Origin of the sequence: uncultured Halopseudomonas sp. (assembly GCF_963977355.1) — a bacterium.
Classification (GTDB): Bacteria; Pseudomonadota; Gammaproteobacteria; order Pseudomonadales; family Pseudomonadaceae; genus Halopseudomonas.
This window is the reverse complement of sequence record NZ_CAXBOV010000010.1, coordinates 47268-64290: the sequence shown is the minus strand read 5'-3', so window position 1 is coordinate 64290 and position 17023 is coordinate 47268. Positions and strand designations below refer to the sequence as shown.

17 protein-coding genes are annotated in these 17023 nt (G+C 57.6%); 9 read left to right on the top strand and 8 right to left on the bottom strand.

Translation table 11 applies throughout. The features are described from left to right. Positions 1-68: 68 nt before the first annotated feature. On the bottom strand, positions 69-1223 hold the full coding sequence (locus tag AAC076_RS07075) for an FAD-dependent oxidoreductase (RefSeq protein WP_339843932.1): 1155 nt from the start codon (positions 1221-1223) through the stop codon (positions 69-71). Between the two features lie 23 nt (positions 1224-1246). Next, positions 1247-1414 carry a rubredoxin gene (locus AAC076_RS07070; RefSeq protein ID WP_339843931.1) on the bottom strand — a complete coding sequence of 56 codons (168 nt, stop codon included), beginning with the start codon at positions 1412-1414 and terminating at the stop codon, positions 1247-1249. Positions 1415-1557: 143 nt separating this feature from the next. On the opposite strand from AAC076_RS07070, the gene AAC076_RS07065 reads away from it, so the two are divergent. The 4 genes from AAC076_RS07065 (at position 1558) to phoR (ending at position 5162) form a co-directional block, all read left to right on the top strand. Further along, positions 1558-2088, top strand: a complete 531-nt coding sequence (locus tag AAC076_RS07065; protein WP_339843930.1) for a chorismate lyase — start codon at positions 1558-1560, stop codon at positions 2086-2088. A 43-nt stretch (positions 2089-2131) separates the two neighbouring features. Next, positions 2132-3007 carry a 4-hydroxybenzoate octaprenyltransferase gene (ubiA, locus tag AAC076_RS07060; RefSeq protein WP_339844030.1) on the top strand — a complete coding sequence of 292 codons (876 nt, stop codon included), beginning with the start codon at positions 2132-2134 and terminating at the stop codon, positions 3005-3007. Positions 3008-3107: 100 nt separating this feature from the next. Further along, positions 3108-3797: a phosphate regulon transcriptional regulator PhoB gene (phoB, locus tag AAC076_RS07055; RefSeq protein ID WP_339843929.1), complete on the top strand. Its 690-nt coding sequence runs from the start codon at positions 3108-3110 to the stop codon at positions 3795-3797. A gap of 72 nt (positions 3798-3869) precedes the next feature. Further along, on the top strand, positions 3870-5162 hold the full coding sequence (gene phoR, locus AAC076_RS07050) for a phosphate regulon sensor histidine kinase PhoR (protein WP_339843928.1): 1293 nt from the start codon (positions 3870-3872) through the stop codon (positions 5160-5162). A 38-nt stretch (positions 5163-5200) separates the two neighbouring features. Here phoR and AAC076_RS07045 read toward each other — a convergent pair whose 3' ends face one another. The 3 genes from AAC076_RS07045 to phoU form a co-directional block, all read right to left on the bottom strand. After that, complete coding sequence (locus AAC076_RS07045) at positions 5201-6124, bottom strand: response regulator (RefSeq protein WP_339843927.1); 924 nt, start codon at positions 6122-6124, stop codon at positions 5201-5203. Between the two features lie 79 nt (positions 6125-6203). After that, positions 6204-7358 carry an iron-containing alcohol dehydrogenase gene (locus tag AAC076_RS07040; protein WP_339843925.1) on the bottom strand — a complete coding sequence of 385 codons (1155 nt, stop codon included), beginning with the start codon at positions 7356-7358 and terminating at the stop codon, positions 6204-6206. Between the two features lie 144 nt (positions 7359-7502). Then, positions 7503-8225, bottom strand: a complete 723-nt coding sequence (gene phoU, locus AAC076_RS07035) for a phosphate signaling complex protein PhoU (RefSeq protein WP_339843924.1) — start codon at positions 8223-8225, stop codon at positions 7503-7505. 304 nt (positions 8226-8529) lie between these two features. Here phoU and AAC076_RS07030 point away from each other — a divergent pair, with 304 nt between their 5' ends. The 4 genes from AAC076_RS07030 (at position 8530) to AAC076_RS07015 (ending at position 12384) form a co-directional block, all read left to right on the top strand. Then, complete coding sequence (locus AAC076_RS07030; RefSeq protein ID WP_339843923.1) at positions 8530-8922, top strand: acyl-CoA thioesterase; 393 nt, start codon at positions 8530-8532, stop codon at positions 8920-8922. Positions 8923-8990: 68 nt separating this feature from the next. Then, positions 8991-9521: a TRAP transporter small permease subunit gene (locus AAC076_RS07025; protein ID WP_339844029.1), complete on the top strand. Its 531-nt coding sequence runs from the start codon at positions 8991-8993 to the stop codon at positions 9519-9521. Then, positions 9521-10888 carry a TRAP transporter large permease subunit gene (locus AAC076_RS07020; RefSeq protein WP_339843922.1) on the top strand — a complete coding sequence of 456 codons (1368 nt, stop codon included), beginning with the start codon at positions 9521-9523 and terminating at the stop codon, positions 10886-10888. Before AAC076_RS07025 ends, AAC076_RS07020 begins: the two co-directional genes overlap by 1 nt. Before the next feature lie 146 nt (positions 10889-11034). Next, a complete protein-coding gene (locus AAC076_RS07015) occupies positions 11035-12384 on the top strand; it encodes an MFS transporter (RefSeq protein ID WP_339843921.1) in 1350 nt (449 codons plus the stop codon). 3 nt (positions 12385-12387) lie between these two features. On the opposite strand, the gene AAC076_RS07010 is transcribed toward AAC076_RS07015, so the two are convergent. From AAC076_RS07010 to AAC076_RS07000, 3 genes are all read right to left on the bottom strand, one after another. Continuing rightward, positions 12388-12885, bottom strand: coding sequence for a nucleoside deaminase (locus AAC076_RS07010; protein WP_339843919.1), 498 nt, complete (start codon positions 12883-12885; stop codon positions 12388-12390). 122 nt (positions 12886-13007) lie between these two features. Further along, positions 13008-13934, bottom strand: coding sequence for a dienelactone hydrolase family protein (locus AAC076_RS07005; protein WP_339843917.1), 927 nt, complete (start codon positions 13932-13934; stop codon positions 13008-13010). Positions 13935-14284: 350 nt separating this feature from the next. Continuing rightward, a complete protein-coding gene (locus tag AAC076_RS07000; RefSeq protein WP_339843916.1) occupies positions 14285-15229 on the bottom strand; it encodes a dienelactone hydrolase family protein in 945 nt (314 codons plus the stop codon). A 605-nt stretch (positions 15230-15834) separates the two neighbouring features. On the opposite strand from AAC076_RS07000, the gene AAC076_RS06995 reads away from it, so the two are divergent. Next, positions 15835-16962: a zinc-binding dehydrogenase gene (locus tag AAC076_RS06995; protein WP_339843915.1), complete on the top strand. Its 1128-nt coding sequence runs from the start codon at positions 15835-15837 to the stop codon at positions 16960-16962. Positions 16963-17023 lie beyond the last annotated feature (61 nt).

Genomic DNA, 17023 nt, shown 5'->3' with positions numbered 1-17023 from the left:
GCGGCCTGTGCGGTGTTTCACCGTTTTCCCGACAAAAGGCAATATGCCCCGCCAGATTGCCCGATCTGTCAGGCTAACCAGGCTGGCAGTTGTCGATTCAACTGCAATTTTTCGCTCACTGCAGAGCCGGTGAGTGCATAGCCATGCAGTACACCATCGGCGTCGTGAAAAAGCGCTTTCATGTTCTGGCCTTCGCCAGTGACCGTCCACAGACCCTTGGACGAAGTGACCGGTGGCGAAACGACCAGCGGGCAAGCGGGTGTCTTGACCATCACCGGCATGACCGGATAGCTGACTTCGGCAGGCTCATTTGACAGGGTTCGCGCCAGCGCCCGGGCACAGCCCATCAGCGGCATCACATACATCAATTGCATACCCTCGACTTCGGCGCAGTCGCCCAGCGCGTATATATGCGGATCAGACGTACGCAGGAAGCGATCCACCTGGATACCTCGACCACAGAGCAGGCCCGCCTCTTGCGCCAGGCTTGTATTGGCCACCAGCCCGATAGCCGAAAGAACCTGATCAGCCTCGATACGACTGCCATCATCCAGCTCTAGGCTGAGTCCTGAACCATCAGGGTGTACGGCGATAACCGATCTTCCCAGATGAAAGCGCACGCCCAATTCTTCGAGGGCAGCTTGCACCGGGGCAGCGACCTGATCGGGGATCAGACCCGGCATCAACTGTTCATCCGGGGCTATCACCTGCACTTCAAGCCCTCCCAATGCCAGGTCGTTGGCAAACTCGCTACCAATCAGCCCCGCGCCGATAATAGCCACACGTTTGCGTCCCTGGAGAGCCTGCCGGAACCGACCGTAGTCACCGAGATCGTTGATCGAAAGGACTCCGTCGGGCGTCTCCTCGCCCAGTGGAAGTGGCCTCGCATGGGCACCACAGGCCAGCACCAGATCGCCATAGGGCAACTCACCATCCTGGATGTGGAGAGTGCGCGCCTGGGAGTCGACCTTCAGAACCTGGGTATGCGCCATGACACGCGCATTCAGCTGGGTAGCCATGGTGGCGGCATCCTGCATCGCCAACTCATCGGCCTGCTTGCCCTTGGCAAAACCCGTGGAAAGCAGCGGCTTGGAATAGAATCGGCCATCATCCGCCGTAATCAGAATCAGCTCACGCTGGTCATCGAGCTTGCGTACTTCCTTGGCCAGGTTATAACCGGCCAGGCCGGTCCCCACTATGATCAACGGACCGGTATCAGACACTGACGAACTCCTTCATGCCGGGCTTAGCCCATCTCGATCATTTCAAAATCTTCTTTGCCGACACCGCAATCGGGGCACTGCCAATCAGCCGGGACATCTTCCCAGCGGGTGCCTGCCACGATGCCCTCGTCCGGCCAGCCTTCAGCCTCGTCATAGATGAATCCGCATACAACACATTGCCACTTCTTCATGCAGTTATCCTGGAAAAGGTAGAAAAGAGTTACACGGACACTACCGGAATTGCCTCCATCCGCCAAGGTGCATCCCCCTGCGGGCCACCCCCATTCATGCTAACCTTGCGCCTCCATAAACTGCTCTGCGACGATGCCCTGCCGTGACCCTGCCTGACTGGTACGCTGTCTCACTTCACCCCGCTCCGCCTCCCGCTCCGCTCTTTGACTGGCTGAGTGACCAAGGCTCGCTGACCGCTCGCCTGGAGGCTGCCGGCAACCATGATTTCCGCGTGGAAGTTCTGCACCAGGGCTCTGAGCATGCCAGGGCCGATGAAGGCCAGGCCCTCGGAATGCGCGACGAGGAGCAGGTCTGGGTGCGCGAGGTCCTGCTGCATACTGCTGGGGCGGCCAGGGTGTTTGCTCGCAGCATTGCCCCTCTGGCCACCTTGCAGCGTTCAGACCTTGAGCTACGAGAACTAGGCACACGTAGCCTGGGTGAGTTGCTGTTCGGCAAACCGGAGATCAGTAGGAGTACCATAGAGATCAGCCCCTACCCGACCGCCTGGCTGCCCCCCCAGTTACAGCAAAAACCGCACAGTCATAACTGCTGGGCAAGACGATCATTATTTTGTGACAGTGAATTACGGCTGCTGGTTTGCGAAGTATTTCTACCAGGTTGGCCACCAGCCTGAACCTATTCAACCAAGGAGGACCCACACTGTGTCAGGCCTGACAATGAAAATTGCTGCCCGCATCCACCCCCGCGGTCCCGACTTCGTACAGCTGATGCGCCTGGATCGCCCGATTGGCACCTGGCTTCTGCTTTGGCCCACCCTCTGGGCACTGTGGCTCGCAGCTGACGGTCTACCTAACATACGAGTACTGGTGATTTTTGTACTGGGCGTTTTCCTGATGCGCGCGGCCGGCTGTGTGATCAATGACTACGCTGACCGTAACATCGACGGGCACGTCAGCCGGACACGCTCCCGCCCCTTGGCGACCGGCAAGATAAGCTCTCGCGAAGCGCTGATCACCTTCGGCATACTGGTCGCCAGCAGCGCCTTTCTGGTGCTGCTGACCAACGTGCTGACCATCCTTTTGGCTTTTGGCGGCCTGGCACTTGCTGCTCTCTATCCATTCTGCAAGCGCTTCACCTTTTATCCACAGGTGGTGCTAGGCGCAGCATTCTCATGGGCCATTCCCATGGGGTTCGCCGCCCAGACGGGCGAGCTGCCCCACACGCTTTGGCTGATCTATCTGGCCAACCTGATCTGGACGGTGGCCTACGATACCCAATACGCCATGTGCGATCGCGAGGATGATCTGCAAATAGGCGTCAAATCCACTGCGATACTCTTTGGTGAAGCAGATCGGGCAATCATCGGGTTTCTGCAAGGCCTCACCCTGTTGTGTCTACTCATCGTAGGTGCTCGCTTCGACCTGGGCCTGTATTTTCATCTGGGGCTACTCGGAATGCTCGGCGGCTTCGCCTGGCAACAATGGCTGATTCGCGAGCGGGACCCGGACCAATGTCTGCGTGCCTTTCTCTCCAACCATTGGGCGGGCATGCTGGTGTTCATCGGTCTGGCTCTGGATAGCATGCTGGGTTAAAACCGGGCTGATTCACTGAGCTGCCATTTTGACGTCACACAACTGCAACAAAAGTGTTATCTAATCGTTGCATCTGATATTCAGCAACGGATGGTGATCCATGGCAGGCAAGACCATACTGATAGTCGACGACGAAGCGCCGATCCGCGAAATGATCGCCGTCGCCCTGGAGATGGCCGGATACGACTGTGTCGAGGCAGAAAATACGCAGCAGGCCCACGCCAGCATTATCGATCGGCAACCTGATCTGATCCTGCTCGACTGGATGCTCCCGGGCACTACCGGTATCGAGCTGGCCAGGCGGTTGAAGCGCAACGAGCTGACAGCCGACATTCCGATCATCATGCTCACCGCCAAGGGCGAGGAAGACAACAAGATCCAGGGGCTGGAAGTCGGCGCGGATGATTACATCACCAAGCCTTTTTCTCCCCGGGAACTGGTAGCCCGCCTCAAGGCCGTTCTGCGGCGCGCCGGCCCCCCGGATAACGATACCCCCCTGGAAGTTGAAGGATTGCATCTTGATCCGGCAAGCCACCGCGTCACCATTGATGACCGACCAGCCGAGATGGGCCCAACCGAATACCGTTTGCTGCAGTTCTTCATGACCCACCAGGAGCGCGTTTATACTCGCAGCCAATTGCTCGATCAGGTTTGGGGAGGCAACGTGTATGTCGAGGAGCGCACCGTCGACGTGCATATCAGACGCCTGCGCAAGGCTCTGGGTACGCACTATGAATCTCTGGTGCAAACCGTGCGTGGCACGGGGTACCGCTTCTCGACCAAGACCTGACTACTGTATCGTACGGTTCTCGCCTACCGCCCGAGGCAGTAAGGCGCTTGGCTGAAAAAGGGGAAGCGGGTTTTGCGCACACACTTTGCAGGTAGCGTATTCAAATTATTGTTCTGGCTGTTGGTGGCAAGCGCTCTGGCCGGCTTGTTGGTTGGCGAAATAGCCTGGGGGCTGGTGATCGGGCTGAGCCTGTATATAGCCTGGCATCTGCGACAGATGACGCGTTTTGTGCAGTGGTTGAGCGCTCAGCGCAACGACCCACCACCGGAGACCGGCGGACTGTGGGGCGAGATATTCAATAGCATTTACCGGATGCAGCGCCGCGACAGTCGCATGCGCGCGAAACAGCAACTGGTAATCGATCGAATTCAGGCGTCAACCGCCGCCCTCAGCGACGCGGTAGTCATGATCGACGCGAAGGGCCGGCTGGAGTGGTGGAACCATGCCGCCGAGCGCCTTCTGGGCTTTCGCGCCCCAGACGACAGTGGCCAGCATGTGACCAACCTGTTGCGTGATCCCCGATTCGTTGCGTATTTCGAAGCCGATAATTTTCGCGAGCCCCTGGATATAGCCTCGCACCTCAACCTGAGCGCCAGGCTGCAATACACCATTACCCATTACGGCCAGGGCGAGCGTCTGATGGTGGCAAGGGACACCACCCGGCTGCATAACCTCGAACAGATGCGCAAGGATTTCGTCGCCAACGTTTCCCACGAGCTCCGCACACCGCTCACCGTAGTGGTGGGCTATCTGGAAACCCTTCAAGACTCCGACGAACCCATCAATCCGCGCTGGAAGCGAGCCCTGCAGCAGATGGAACAGCAGTCACGACGAATGCAGAACCTGCTCAACGACCTCTTGATGCTGGCCCGCCTGGAAAATGATGATCGCACCGTTGAGCACAAGCCCGTGGATATCGGTCAGATGCTCAACTCGGTCGCTCAGGATGGACGCGCACTGTCAGCCGACCAGGGGCATCAGATTCGCTTGGAAACAGACCCTAAGATACGTTTGCTAGGAGCAGATGCGGAGCTTAGCAGCGCATTTTCCAACCTGGTTTTCAATGCCGTCAAATACACGCCCGACCGGGGTGAAATCAGCATTTGCAGCTGGCGGGATCAAGGCGGCGTTCATATCAGCGTCAGCGATAACGGCACAGGCATCGCCCCTCAACATATCAGCCGTTTGACCGAGCGCTTTTACCGGGTGGATTCAAGCCGAAGCACCAACACCGGCGGAACCGGGCTCGGGCTGGCTATCGTAAAGCATGTGCTACTGCGCCATGAGGGACGCCTGGAGATCAGTAGCACATTGGGAAAAGGCAGCGTATTCACCTGTCATTTCCCGATCAGCCGAAGCGCCTGAGCCCAGGCCCAGCATCAGGCCAGTGCCATGCAGTGTCTTCAGGCGCCAGGCGAGTAGTGCTTCTGGGCGCTGCCGGATGCAATCAACCGCGAAAGATATTCAAGCTTCTGCGGATCCTGGTCGACAAACTTCAAGGTTACCTTGAGCCATTCACAGTCCATTGTCGGCTCCATCGACGCCACGGCATGCACGTAAGCATTGATGCGTGCGACGCTCTTGTCAGCATCCTGCTCCAGATCAAGCACTCCGCTCTCGAACACCTGCGGCATGTGATCACTGCGGCGCACAACCACCAGCGCATCACGCAGACTCAAGGTCTTGACCACGCAAGCAAACTGCCCGCCCGCCAGACGCAGTTGCGCCTGGCCGCGCACCTGTTGGGTGACCGGTTTTCCATGGGCATCGGTCGTATCGGCATCAGTAGCACCCGTTTCGCTGATGGCGGGCTTGATCTGTGGGGGCGGTGCCGGGGCTGCGCCAGGACTTGCGTCGGGCTTGCGGCCACCCATCAGGTTGGCTACCGAGTCTTGTGCCGTCCCTCCACTGGCTGGGGCCTGACGACCCATCAGCAACTGGAGCTTGCCAGTGCGGTGCAGCGCCTTCTTGACCTTCGCCGCCAGTTGCTCGTTGGTAAACGGCTTACCGATGAAGTCGCTTACGCCGGCTTGAATAGCCTCAATGACGTTTTCCTTGTCGCCACGGCTGGTGACCATGATGAAGGGTGTCTTCTCGGAACCAGGCTGACCACGAAACCACTGCAAGAGTTCTAGCCCGCTCATCTCCGGCATTTCCCAGTCACAGAGAATCAGGTCAAAGGCGGCACGACTCAGTATCTGCTGAGCCTTGCGGCCGTTTATCGCCTCTTCGATCTGCATACCGGGAAACTGACTGCGCAACGCTTTCTTGATCAGGTCGCGGATGAACGGAGCATCATCCACCACCAGGGCCGACACTTTAGCCATCTCATTTCTCTTTGCCTGGTTACTCGGCTAGCTTAGCGCAGACCAGCCTCAAACCACAGCGATGTAGCAGACCATTTATTCAAAGCGTGCCGCGCAGCGCGTTCAGAAACAGTTGCTGGTACTGCTCGGCATCAAACTTCAACGGATTGGTGGTACCCGCAACATCCTTGGCGGACATCTTGCCAACCGTTTCCGCCTGGGAATCGTCGATACCGATCTCGGCCAGAGTATGCGGAATGCCCAGCTCCTCGCGTAAGGCCAGAACCCACTCCAGCACACCCTCGAAACCGGGCTTGGGCAGATCCAGATAGCGGGCAAGACGTTGCATTTCCGGCTCGATCGCACTGCGATTGGCAATCATCACATAGGGCATGACGATCGCGTTTAGCAGACCATGGTGGCTGTCGTACAGCGCGCCGAGGGTGTGCGAGATCGCGTGAATGCCCCCCAGCCCACGCTGGAAAGCGACCGCGCCCATGCTCGAAGCGACCAGCATCTGCTGCCGTGCTTCCACATCCTGGCCATTGGCGGTGGCCCGTGGCAGGTACTCCTTCACCAGGCGCATGCCTTCCAGAGCAATACCTTCGGCCATCGGGTGGTAGACCGGCGTGCAGTAGGATTCGAGGTTGTGCGCCAGGGCATCCATACCGGTAGCCGCAGTAAGCTTGGCAGGCAGACCCAGGGTCAATTCAGGGTCAAGAATAACAATGCCCGGAACCATCTTCAGGTGGAAAATCGGCCGTTTGACGTGTTTCTCGTCATCGGTGATTACCACCGCCTGGCCCACTTCCGAGCCAGTACCGGCGGTGGTCGGTACCGCCACCACGGGCAGCATCTTGCTTGCATCAATGGTAGCGGGGCCCGCTTCCCACAGCGTACAACTCTGATGGGCAACCAGCGCTACGGCCTTGGCCGCATCAATGGCAGATCCGCCGCCAAAGGCAATCACGCCATCGTGGGCACCGGCTTTCAGCGCAGCTACCCCGTCAGCCACGTTGCGACCGGTCGGGTTGCCCTTGATGTTGCTGAACAGTCCCACCTGCAAACCCGCGTCGCGGCAATTCTGCAATGCTTCTTCAACCATCGGCATCGCCGCCAGGCCAGGATCGGTCACCAGCAGCGGCGCTTTCATGCCCAATTGCTTGCACGACTTGCCCAGTTCGCGAATGCGGCCTGCACCCACCTTCATAGCCGTTGGGTAGTGCCAGTTCATGCTGAAGGACTTGATCTCCATGGATACTCCGATAAATTTGGCAGAAATGGATCGTCAAGCGTCACATGGCGCCCCTGACAGCAGGGATACAGTCCGCTTTTGTGTCCCGAAACATACCCAAACCCGATCGTCGCGTCTATGCCCCATTAGCGGGAAAAGTATCAGCTAATCCTTCCTCACTTCCTCTTTCATGCGTTCCAGCCCTATATAACGGACATCGGTACCCTTGACCAGGAAGATGACCTGCTCCGACACATTGCGCGCATGGTCGCCCACCCGCTCGAGCGAGCGCAGAACCCAGAGGATATTCAGAACCCGGCTGATGGAACGAGGATCTTCCATCATGTAGGTAACCATTTCGCGCATCGCACTCTTGTATTCCTTATCGACGATCTTGTCTTCGCGGGCCACCAGAAATGCCTGGTCACTATCGAGCCGCGCAAAAGCGCTCAACGCATCCTGCACCATCTGACGCACATGGGCACCGATATGCCGGCATTCAACATAGCCCTGTGGCGACTGGCCTTCGTCGACCAACAGCAAGGCCCGTTTGGCAATCTTGGACGCTTCATCACCAATGCGCTCAAGATCCACGACGATCTTGGTGATAGACATGATCAAGCGCAAATCGCTGGCCGCAGGTTGACGCCGAGCGAGTATGCGCATGCATTCCTCGTCGATCTTGCGCTCCATCCTGTTGACCCGCTCATCAGCGGCACGCACCTGTTCACCGAGAATGCTATCTCCCTCGATCAGCGCGGTAATGGCGTCGTTGATCTGCTTCTCTACCAGCCCACCCATCTCCAGAGTCTGGGTACGGATGCCCTCGAGATCATCGTTAAACTGCGTGGATATGTGTTGCGTAAATGCCTCTTTGTCTTCCTTCATCACAACTGGCTCCTGCTGATTACCCAGAAAACCGTCACCAGGCGGCGAACACTGACGCCCCAACTGGTAACAGACATAGGTCAACCGTACTGCTGGAATAGGACAATTGTGTGACCATTCTGTGACTTGCGCGCAAACAGCCCTCTGGATGGGTGCAAAGCGGCCGCGCCGGGGCCCATTGCCGGGCACACAAGCATTGAGACAAGGCCCGCAATCTCTTACCATAGAGCGGCTCCGCGCATGTCAATAGATTCATAACGCGAGTGAATAAAACAATTACAACAGCCCTTTATTCGAGAATCCCATGCAAGAGATAGACAAGGATCCGGTACCAACAGGGGAGTTGGCACTGAAAATCACCGCGCTGCCGCGCGATAGCAACAGTTTCGGCGACGTCTATGGCGGCTGGCTGGTCTCCCAGATGGACGTGGCCGGCACCAGTACTGCATCGCGGCTGGCCCGGGGTCGGGTAGCGACTGTGGCGATAGACCGTATGGGCTTCATGGTCCCGGTCCCCGTCGGCGCTCAGCTGGCCTTTCACTCCCATGTGCTCGAAGTAGGCCGCAGCTCGGTAAAGATGCTGGTTGAGGTCTGGAGTGAGGACCTGGCACATGAAGGTAGCCGCAAGGTGACCGAAGCAATATTTGTATTCGTTGCTATCGATGACCGTGGCCGTACCCGAGTCATACCCTCCTGACACGCCGAGCCTAACGACGCTCCAACCACGGATACGCCATGCCAGGCCACTTTGCCACCTGCTGTTTGATGATAGCCCGCGCCATTGATCAATTGACTGGCTGGCTGGGGCGCACGTTGTCGTGGCTGACCTTGCTGATGGTTCTGATGACCGGCGCCGTGGTGTTGTTGAGGTACGCTTTCGGCATCGGCGCCACCGCCATGCAGGAACTGGTTTTGTATGCCCACGCCCTGGTTTTCATGGGTGCCGCGGCCTGGTCCATGCAGCGCGATGCCCACGTTCGGGTCGACATTTTCTTTCGCCGCATGACAGCCCGGCGCCAGGCCCTTGTCGATCTGACCGGCGGACTCCTTTTCCTGCTGCCGGTGTGCCTGTTCCTGGCCTGGAACTGCTGGGACTACGTAGCCGTATCCTGGGCGCGCAATGAACGCTCAGCCGATGCCGGCGGCCTGCCCTGGGTGTATCTGCAAAAGAGCATCATTCTGCTGTTGGTAGGCACGCTGTTGCTGCAGGCAATAGCGCAGATCATCAAGACGCTCTGTGTACTCACCGGCGTTTTGCCCAGCCATCTGCCAGCACGGCACGAGGAACATCTGTGATGCCCGAGCTGATGGCCATAGCGCTGTTCATCTGTCTGTGCCTGGCGCTGATGCTTGGGTATTCCGTGGCTTTCACGCTGGGCGGCATTTCACTGCTGTTTGCCGGCGCCGGGGTGTTGATGGGGCTGTTCGATCCCAGTTTCTTTGGCGCCCTGCCCAGCCGGTTGTTTGGCACAATGAACAACCAGACACTCCTGGCCGTGCCTCTGTTCGTGTTCATGGGCGTTATGCTGGAAAAGTCCAGAGTGGCCGAAAAACTGTTGGAGTCCATGTCACAACTATTCGGCGGCCTGCGCGGCGGTCTAGCCTTCTCGGTACTGCTGGTCGGCGCCCTGCTCGCTGCGAGCACTGGCATCGTCGGCGCGACAGTGGTCACACTCGGTCTACTGGCGTTACCCACGATGCTGCGCCGCGGCTACGATCCGGCATTGGCCACGGGCACACTCGCCGCTACGGGCACCCTGGGACAAATCATTCCGCCCTCGATCATTCTCGTTCTGCTCGGCGATGTGCTCTCCAACGCCTACCAGCAGGCGCAGCTGCGCATGGGCATCTTTTCGCCAAAAACGGTGACCGTGGGCGATCTGTTTATCGGCTCATTACTGCCCGGCCTGGTGCTGGTCGGTCTGTATCTGCTCTATCTGATTGGCGTTGCTCTCTGGCAACCAAAGAAGATGCCGGCTTTACCGGCAGAAGAACGCGGACAGGTCAGCATCCTGCGATTGGTCGCCAGCCTGCTGCCACCGCTGCTACTGATCACCGCTGTACTCGGCTCGATCCTCGCTGGCATAGCTACGCCAACTGAAGCCTCTGCGGTCGGAGCCATCGGCGCAATGTTACTGGCGCTGGCCAACGGACAGTTATCGGTTAGGCGACTTCGCGAGGTCAGCCGCGCGACAACCGAGATCAGTGCCATGGTTTTCATGATTCTGATCGGCGCTTCGATCTTCTCCCTGGTGTTTCGCGGGTTTGGCGGAGAGGAGATGATTCACAACCTCTTCCAGCAACTGCCTGGGGGCGCGTTCACCGCGACCCTGCTGGTGATGCTGGTGATCTTTCTGCTCGGCTTCATTCTCGATTTCATCGAAATCACCTTTGTCGTGGTACCAATCGTCGGACCCGTGCTATTGATGATGGGCATCGATCCAATCTGGTTAGGCGTGATGATCGCGCTTAATCTGCAGACGTCCTTTCTGACGCCGCCCTTCGGCTTTGCCTTGTTCTATCTGCGCGGAGTCACACCCCCCAGCGTGCCAACGTCGGCAATCTACCGTGGCGTGCTGCCGTTCATAGCAATCCAGATACTGATGCTGGTGATCGTGGCTCTGTGGCCCGGCCTGGTAACCTGGTTACCCAGCGTTCTGTAGATATCTTTTTCGTCACACCAGGGAAAACCCGCAGGATTGAGGCTTTGCTATCCTGCAGAGGGAACAGACGCCTTTTGTGTTTGTCCCAGGCAGCGAGATACCGCTTCAAGGTAAGTATCCACGCCAAGAACCTTCCCGGAGTTTTAATGCAACGCACTGCCCTTACCCTGTCATCGCTGATCACCAGCATCATTCTCCTGATCAGCGGTAACGCCTTTCTGATGACCCTGCTCGGCCTGCGCCTGAGTATGGAAGAGTTCAGCGCCAGTCTGATCGGCTGGATTCTGGTGTTTTACTCATTGGGCTTCGTCGCCGGTACGCTGTGGGCCGGACGCATAATCGAAAAAGTCGGACATATCCGCGCCTTCGCCGTTTTTGCCGCCATCCTTTCCGCGTCGATCCTGATTTACCCCATGGCCGTTCAGGCGGAACTCTGGGGGTTTTTGCGCGCCCTGGGCGGCTTCGTTATGGCCGGCCTGATGACCGTCATGGAAAGCTGGTTCAGCAGCAAGGCTGACAACCGCAACCGGGCGACCCTGTTCGCGGTGTATCAGCTGGTGTTCTTTCTATCCACAGCCGGCGGGCAAGTGCTGATCCGGGTCAGTGATCCGGGCGGCTTCATTCCCTTCTCCCTGGCGGCCATTCTGATTGCCCTCGCCCTGGTACCACTATCCCTGACGCGGGAAGCCTCACCCACGATGGCACAGAGTGAGCGCATGTCGCTGCGCAAGCTTTACAAGGCATCTCCACAGGGTGCCATGGGTGCGCTGGTGGCCGGGCTGCTGATCAGCGCCTTCTACGCCATGGGGCCGGTATTCGCCGACCGTATTGGTCTGGACGTCAATCAACTCTCGAATTTCATGGCTGCGTCCATCATCGCTGCAATGGTTCTGGCCTGGCCCGTCGGGCGCCTGTGTGATCGTTACGACCGTCATCAGGTCATGCTGGTGGTATCTTGCGTAGCTGCGGTATGCAGCCTGGGTGCGGCGCTGGTTGGCGACTTCAACATGACCCTGCTGATGATTTTAGTAGGTCTGTATATGGGCATAGCTGCCACGCTCTACCCCATTGCTGTGGCCATCACCAATGACCTGATGGAAAGCGACCAGATTACTGCCACCAGCACTGCTCTGCTGCTTAGCTATGGCGTCGGCAGCTGCGTCGGCGCGCCACTCAGTGCGCTTTTCATGGAGCTGCTCGGCCCCCGAGGCCTGTTTGTCAGCAACGCACTGATTCTTGGCGGGCTGATTCTCTTCATACTGTTCGGTCCCAGTCGCCCGCGCCCTGCTGTGGTTGACCAGCAGCAGTTCATTACCCTATCGCCAGAGGCTGCGCTGGGCCTGGCCGAACTGGATCCACGCTACACGGAATTTGAAGAAAGTATCCAGCCCGAGGCCGAGACCGAGACCACCGAGTCAGACGGCGAACCGGTCGTCGAAGGACAAACCGACACGGTTGCCCCTCGGCCACTGCCGGAGGAGCCAACCGAGCGCTAGAAGTCAGTAAGGCTGGCGGTCATGCTTGATCAACCAGGCCAGAAAGGGCGCTGCTGCATCGTCCATCTCGAGCTGTGATAGCCCCAGATTTTCGGGCTTTGCCGGGTGCAGCTGCCCGTACAACTGCTCGGCAATATTGCCATCGGCAAACCCTGCCTGATTGGCCGTTTCCTGGGGCGCGGCATATACAATACGCGGTATATGAGCCCAGTGAGCCGCCGCCAGACACATGGGGCATGGCTCGCAGCTGGCATAAAGAGTAGCGGCCGACAGATGTGGATTGCCCAGTGACTTGCCGGCCATACGTATCGCCTCCACCTCGGCGTGCGCCGTGGCATCGCAGTCGAGCGTCACGCGGTTACCCGCTTGGGCAATCACCTTGCCGTCATGCACTACTACAGCGCCGAAAGGGCCGCCGCCTGATGCGACCGAGTCCACGGCCAATTGAATCGCCTGGTGCAGGAAGGCTTTATCGTTGTCCAGGTCAGCTGGGTAGGTCATGGGGCGTATCTCCGGATGATCGGTAGCTTCAACCGGAATCCTAGCCCGAAATGCCCGTCAGCCCCATACAAAAAAGCCCCGGTTCCTTGCGGACCCGGGGCTTTATCCATACTGCCTGTTACTTAGTAAGGGCAGTTACCACGGTACTCGGAGATGTCGCGATCCGAAGTATGGTTGGGTCCACACAGGAACTGGCTGTAACGCGTGTCGTTATCCAGGTGACGCTTCATCCAGGAGACACCGAGACGGCTCAGCGTCTCATTGAAGCGGTTGCCACCGTTGGCGCAAGTGTGACTTCCACCGTTGATTTCAAAGAACGCTTTGTCGGTATTGAAGGGGATCTCGTTGTAAAACGGCGACGCATGGTTGCGAACTGGCGCAATCGTATCCGATTCACAGGCAAGGATCATGGTTGGCGCATCAACATTGCGAAAGCTGATGGTGTCATACGGCGCAAGCCCAACCGCAGCCTTCAGACGGTTCTGCGAAGCCACGCGCAATGTGCCGCCACCACCCATGGACCAGCCCATAACGCCCAGGCGATCGGTGTCGATCATGTTGCGAACCGGGCTTCTGGAATCGGAATTCTGATCAATCAGATAGTCCAGGGCACTGTTGATCTGCGTGGCCCGACTCCTTGGCTGATCATAGCCGCTGTTGGTCGCGATAGTCATGACCACGAAGCCATGGGAAGCCAGCTTGGGTCCCCACCAGGCGATGGAGGATTCCGGGGATACGAAACCGGGAATGACCACGATGGCCCCCATGGTGCCGCTAGTGCCCGTCGGATAATAGATGGTACCGCCGCCGAAGCCCCTGACAGTGCCCGACACACGGGTCTCTCGGATGCTGAAAGGACCGCGCGACGCTTCAAGGAAAGAAACGCTGGGGTTAGGGCCACGCTCGAACCCGTCGCTTGGCTGACCTGGGCCTGGGCCCGGATCTGGCGGTGGCGGCGGCGGATTGTAAGCGAAGGTAGAAGCGGAAAACAGCAACGCACTGGCTGCAAGAATCGACATCAAAGGTGAAAACTTATTCTTGTTATTCATTTGAACTCCGTAAGACGGTTATTATTTATTAACAGTCAGAATGCGGGTTCAAAAGATAGAGTCACCCGCAGCAACGAAGTTAGTCTTATTTTTTGGGAGCGATGAGTCAACGCCATTGGGGAAGTTTCACCCTAATTGGGTATTAAAATGCTATTAACGATATAAAAAATAAGCACACGCCATTGTTAAGGGCATATGTAAATACGCACCGCACAGCAAATTTCACCTGTTTGGGTTATGCCGAACAAAGGTTATTCATGCTGGTTAAAACATAAAACCGAGCGCTAACAAGATATAAAAAAAGCCCCGGACCCATTCGGATCCGGAGCTTTATGTGTATTACTTTTTACTTAGTAAGGGCAGTTACCACGGTATTCGGAGATGTCGCGATCCGAAGTATGGTTGGGTCCACACAGGAACTGGCTGTAACGCGTGTCGTTGTCCAGGTGGCGCTTCATCCAGGACACACCGAGACGGCTGAGCGTATCGTTGTACTGGTTCCCGCCGTTAGCACAGGTGTGGCTTCCGCCGTTGAGTTCAACGAAGGCTTTGTCTGTCGCATCGGGGATCTGGTTGTAGAACGGCGAAGCGTGGTTACGCACTGGGGCAATGGTGTCCGACTCACAGCCAAAGATCAGTGTCGGCGCATCGACGTTGCGGAAGCTGATGGTGTCATAGGGCGCCAGCGGAATAGCGGCCTTCAAACGATTCTGCGAGGCCACGCGCAGGGTACCGCCACCACCCATGGACCAGCCCATTACACCCAGGCGATCGGTATCGATCATATTGCGGACCGGGCTGCCGGAGCTTGAGTTCTGAGCGACCAGATAGTCCAACGCAGCGTTGATTTGCGTGGCACGGCTGCTTGGCTGATCAGTGGTTCTATTGGTTGCGATAGTCATGACCACGAAGCCATGGGAAGCCATTTTGGGGCCCCACCAGGCGATGGAAGATTCTGGCGAAACGTAACCCGGTATAACCACAATGGCGCCCATGGTGCCGCTGGTACCCGTTGGGTAGTAGATAGTACCGCCACCGAAGCCTCTGACCGAGCTAGATACTCGGGCGTTTCTCACGCTGAAAGGACCGCGCTCGGCCTGCAGCAGTGAAACGCTGGGGTTGGGGCCGCGTTGGAAGCCGTCATTCGGCTGCCCGGGAAGCGGTGCAGGTCCAGGCGTGGGGGTAGGCGACGGTGGTGGCGGCGCCGGATTGTAGGCAAAGGTGGAAGCGGAAAACATCAAAGCGCTTGCAGCCAGAAGTGACAACAAGGAAAGTGATTTATGCTGGATTTTCATTGGAACCTCGACAGTGTGTATTATTGTTATTACTGGCAGGTGCTGGTTCCAAAACAGGAGAGAACCCGCAAGAGCGAAGCAAGTTTTTACTGGAAAGGTTGAAGCGTCAATTCACCCATTCAGGTATCACCCCAATGGGCTATAGTTTGGATCGAAAACAGACTCTGACTATCAATAAATACAACTTTCTAACATCAAATCTCACCCGTTTGGGTTATGCCGCAAACTCGGGAAAGTGTAGTTATCCCTCATCCACACAACTCCTGTCGTAAAAAAGAAAGCAGTCTCAGCCCCACCTTTACAAACTTGAACTGCTGCTGGTGTGTTCGCCTGATTGATCATGTCCGGCGTACTTGCACCAGTGGCTCTCTACCCCACCATTATCCTGTCTGCTTGAACTGGATCGCGCACCCGACCCAGATGAGGTCATTCTGGACTCGCATTGCAACGCCAATGCACGAAACCCGGCGCAGGCGCCGCAGTGGTTCCGTGAATATCTAAACAATCTCGCAGCAGAGTTCTTAGGGGCTAGTGCTGCCAAGGCTGTATGCTGGAACACATACATCTGGCCCATTGATGCAATTTCACCTTTTCAGGAGACAACGATGTCAGACACCAATATGGAACTCATCTCAACCATCAGCGAAGACAACAAGCTGGAACTCAACCTGCGCGAGATCGACATCCCCGAGCCGGGCGAAAACGATGTGATCATCCGCATCGAAGCTGCCCCGATCAACCCGTCCGACCTGGGCGTGATGTTCAGTGCAGCCGATATGACCACTGCCAAGCAATCGGGCAGCACCGAGAGCCCGGTCATCACTGCCGACGTTCCTGCCAAGTTCATGGGCGCCGTTAAAAAGCGCGTCGGCAAGGCGATACCAGTGGGCAACGAAGGAGCCGGTATCGTCATCGCAGCAGGCTCATCTGCCGCTGCACAAAGCCTGATGGGCAAAACTGTTGCGTTCATTGGCGGCGGTAGCTATCGCAAATACCTGCGTGCCAACGTGCAAAGCTGTCTGGAACTGGAGCCGGGTACCACCCCAGTCGAGGCCGCTTCCAGCTTCGTCAACCCGCTGACCTCTCTGGCCATGGTTGAAACCATGCGCGCTGAGGGCCACAAGGCCATCGTTCACGCAGCAGCAGCCTCCAACCTTGGCCAGATGCTCAACCGCATCTGCATCGCCGACGGCATCGACCTGGTCAACATCGTCCGCAAGCCGGAACAGGAAAAATTGTTGCGCGACCAGGGCGCCAAATACGTGGTCAACTCCAGCAGCGACAGCTTCATGGCCGACCTGACCCAGGCACTGATCGAGACCGGCGCGACCATCGCCTTCGACCCTATCGGTGGCGGCAAATTGGCAAGCGATATTCTCACCTGCATGGAAGTCGCAGTATCCCGAGACATCACTGAATACAGCGTGTATGGATCTACCATCTTCAAACAGGTGTATATCTACGGCGGCCTGGATCGCGGTCCGATTACGCTGAACCGCACCTTCGGTTTTGCCTGGGGTGTGAACGGCTTCCTGCTGTTCAATGCGTTGGGCAAGCTTGGCCAGGAAACTGTTGTCGCAATGCGCAAGCGCGTAGCGGCAGAGATCAAGACCACCTTCGCCAGTCACTACACCCACGAGGTCTCCCTGGCCGGTGCGTTGAAGCTGGAATCGATGGCGGTCTATGGCAAGCAGGCAACTGGTGAGAAGTTCCTGATCAAGCCGCAGAGCTGAGGCTTCGTCTAAGGCGATCGAGGGGCGCTGGAGTCAGATTGGCTCCAGCGCCTGCCTGCCA

Coding starts and splice junctions, on each gene's coding strand:
- AAC076_RS07070 (WP_339843931.1), bottom strand. CDS start 1,414: ATGAAGAAGTGGCAATGTGTTGTATGCGGATTCATCTATGACGAGGCT.
- ubiA (WP_339844030.1), top strand. CDS start 2,132: ATGAAAATTGCTGCCCGCATCCACCCCCGCGGTCCCGACTTCGTACAG.
- phoB (WP_339843929.1), top strand. CDS start 3,108: ATGGCAGGCAAGACCATACTGATAGTCGACGACGAAGCGCCGATCCGC.
- AAC076_RS07045 (WP_339843927.1), bottom strand. CDS start 6,124: ATGGCTAAAGTGTCGGCCCTGGTGGTGGATGATGCTCCGTTCATCCGC.
- AAC076_RS07040 (WP_339843925.1), bottom strand. CDS start 7,358: ATGGAGATCAAGTCCTTCAGCATGAACTGGCACTACCCAACGGCTATG.
- phoU (WP_339843924.1), bottom strand. CDS start 8,225: ATGAAGGAAGACAAAGAGGCATTTACGCAACACATATCCACGCAGTTT.
- AAC076_RS07030 (WP_339843923.1), top strand. CDS start 8,530: ATGCAAGAGATAGACAAGGATCCGGTACCAACAGGGGAGTTGGCACTG.
- AAC076_RS07025 (WP_339844029.1), top strand. CDS start 8,991: ATGATAGCCCGCGCCATTGATCAATTGACTGGCTGGCTGGGGCGCACG.
- AAC076_RS07020 (WP_339843922.1), top strand. CDS start 9,521: ATGCCCGAGCTGATGGCCATAGCGCTGTTCATCTGTCTGTGCCTGGCG.
- AAC076_RS07015 (WP_339843921.1), top strand. CDS start 11,035: ATGCAACGCACTGCCCTTACCCTGTCATCGCTGATCACCAGCATCATT.
- AAC076_RS07010 (WP_339843919.1), bottom strand. CDS start 12,885: ATGACCTACCCAGCTGACCTGGACAACGATAAAGCCTTCCTGCACCAG.
- AAC076_RS07005 (WP_339843917.1), bottom strand. CDS start 13,934: ATGAATAACAAGAATAAGTTTTCACCTTTGATGTCGATTCTTGCAGCC.
- AAC076_RS07000 (WP_339843916.1), bottom strand. CDS start 15,229: ATGAAAATCCAGCATAAATCACTTTCCTTGTTGTCACTTCTGGCTGCA.
- AAC076_RS06995 (WP_339843915.1), top strand. CDS start 15,835: ATGTCAGACACCAATATGGAACTCATCTCAACCATCAGCGAAGACAAC.